Source organism: Okeania sp. (assembly GCF_983059655.1).
The window spans coordinates 3,098-5,262 of record NZ_CEZPJD010000567.1 but is presented as its reverse complement, the minus strand read 5'-3'; the positions used below and the strand labels follow the sequence as shown (position 1 = coordinate 5,262).

Sequence of the window (2,165 nt, the reverse complement as noted above, 5' to 3'; positions counted from 1 at the left end):
GATCGGCTCCTGCAATTAAACTTTTATAAGTAGCTTCAGGGAAAGGAATAATACTAGATACTCCTAAACTGAGAGTAACTTGTTTATATGTTGGTGAATTTCGATGGGTAATCTGCAATTTATATACTTCTTGCTGAAGTATATTAGCAATATGAATTGCTCCTTCTAGATGAGTATTAGGTAAGATAATAGCAAATTCTTCTCCTCCATAACGAGCGACTAAATCTGTAGGACGTTTGACTACTTTCGAGATAGCTTTTGCTACTTCCTGAAGGCACTCATCACCTTTTTGATGTCCATAAGTATCATTATATTTTTTAAAAAAATCTATATCACACATGATTAAAGATAATGCTTTTTTCTCTCGTCCCATACATAACCATTCTTTTTCTAAATATTCATCAAAACAACGTCGATTAGCTATTTTGGTTAATCCATCTAATGTAGCAAGTTTATATAATTCTTCATTAGCATTTTGCAGTTGCTGATAGAGTTGTGATTGTTGAATAGCAATTTCTAGTTGAATTCTTAACTGGTCTAATAAATTTATTTCCCATTTTTCCCACTGGCGTTTATTGCTACAATTCTGAGCAAATAATATCCCCCAAAATTTATCATTGTTAGTACCATTACCTCTAACAGCTAAACTTTTTTCTTGAATATTATTAGTTGTAGATTTTTGGACAAAGATTGGCATAATTAAGCAAGCTTTAATTTGGAAAAAATCTAATAAATTAGTAGAAGATAGTTTCACTGTGGATTGATAAATATCTGTAACTGCTATAATTTTATCTGATTTTTTTTCTTGTATAAGCTGTTGAGTTGTAATTATATAATCATTAAATTCCCAATCTAACATTGAGGGTTTTCCTGGTGCTAAAGACTCTGCTAAGACAAGAATAGATCGGTCTAATATTTTACGTTGAATAATTACTCGCTCTACCTGTAAAATATTTCGCACTTCATCTACAGCTTTTTGTAGAATTTCTGATAAGTTTAAAGACTGGCGAATACGCTCTGTTATCTTACGAATTAATTGTTCTTGTTGAGTCTGTCTTTGTAGATAGTCTTCTACTTGTTTACGTTCTGTAATATCAGTGTAGGAACCTACCATTCGTAATGGGTTTTCTTCTTCATCCCAAAGTGCTTGACCTCTATCCAAAATCCATTTATATGTATTATCTTTACATCGGATACGATATTCGGCAGTAAAGTATGGTGTTTGACGATTCAGATGTTCTTGAATACACTGTGTTAATAAATTAATATCATCAGGATGAATACGACTTTTCCAATGATCTATATGATTAAAAATCTCCGTTTCTGTATAGCCTAAAATTTCTTGGCAACGAGTTGAATAAAAACATTCATTAGTTTTAATATTCCAATCCCATATACCATCATTATTACCACGCAATGCTAATTCCCAACGTTCTTCACTTTTTTTCAAATCCAATTCCATTTGTTTACGCTGAGTAATATCTTTAATCAAACCAATTAAATATTTGGGTTCTTGGGAAGTTTTGATTAAAGATATATTCAAATATAACCAAATAATTTGACCTTTTTTGTGAATTAAACGACGATCTGTTGCATAATTTTGGACTTTTTCGGCCATCATATCCTGTAAATTAATTTTATGATTTTGCCTTTCTTCTGAATAAATAATATCCATCAAATTTAACTTTGATAAATCGGCATTGCTATATCCCAAAATATTCCTAAATGCTTGGTTAACTCGGAATATTTTTCCTGATAAAGTAGCAAAAAATATTCCCATTACAGTCTGTTCAAAGGTCGCACGAAATTTTTCTTCATTTTCTCTTAATACCGCTTCAGCTAAAACATAGCAAGTGATATCTTGAAAAATTACTTGATAGAATTTTTCATTATTCTCTAATTGAATAATTTTATAAATAATATTTACCCAAAGCCAATTTCCATCTTTCCTCAAAGCTAGAATATTTGGTATAACATTTTTATCTTTTTTTGCTGTTTCTAGTATTGTTGCTATTACTTTTTGCTGTATTTCTGGTGGATGGATTTGTTTGGCGTGCATTTGCACAAGTTCTTCTCTTTGATAACCCAATATTTCTGTAGCTTTATAGTTAGCTTCTATAATCTTTCCCTGTAAATCAGCAATTAAAATTGCTTCACCTGCATCT

General features: G+C 30.8%; 1 protein-coding gene. It reads right to left on the bottom strand.

The window, feature by feature from the left end:
- Positions 1-2,165: PAS domain S-box protein (locus AC3DU7_RS24255; protein ID WP_488041864.1), on the bottom strand; the 2,165-nt coding region annotated here is incomplete at both ends.